The organism is Pseudomonas sp. 21615526, from assembly GCF_013386245.1.
GTDB lineage: Bacteria > Pseudomonadota > Gammaproteobacteria > Pseudomonadales > Pseudomonadaceae > Aquipseudomonas.
In genome coordinates this window covers 1-359 of record NZ_JACAOM010000120.1, presented here as the reverse complement: position 1 = coordinate 359, position 359 = coordinate 1, and the positions used below count along the sequence as shown (strand labels likewise).

Here is a 359-nt window from a genome sequence, read left to right as displayed (position 1 = left end):
GAAATGAGCATTCCATCGATATGATGGTGAATGTTGATTTCTAGTCTTTGATTAGATCGTTCTTTAAAAATTTGGGTATGTGATAGAAAGATAGACTGAACGTTACTTTCACTGGTAACGGATCAGGCTAAGGTAAAATTTGTAAGTAATTGCGAATTTTCGGCGAATGTCGTCTTCATAGTATAACCAGATTGCTTGGGGTTATATGGTCAAGTGAAGAAGCGCATACGGTGGATGCCTTGGCAGTCAGAGGCGATGAAAGACGTGGTAGCCTGCGAAAAGCTTCGGGGAGTCGGCAAACAGACTTTGATCCGGAGATGTCTGAATGGGGGAACCCAACCATCATAAGATGGTTACCT

At 42.6% G+C, this 359-nt stretch carries 1 rRNA gene; it reads left to right on the top strand.

The window, feature by feature from the left end:
• Positions 1-207: 207 nt before the first annotated feature.
• A 23S ribosomal RNA gene (locus HX786_RS27020) occupies positions 208-359 on the top strand; the annotation flags it as partial.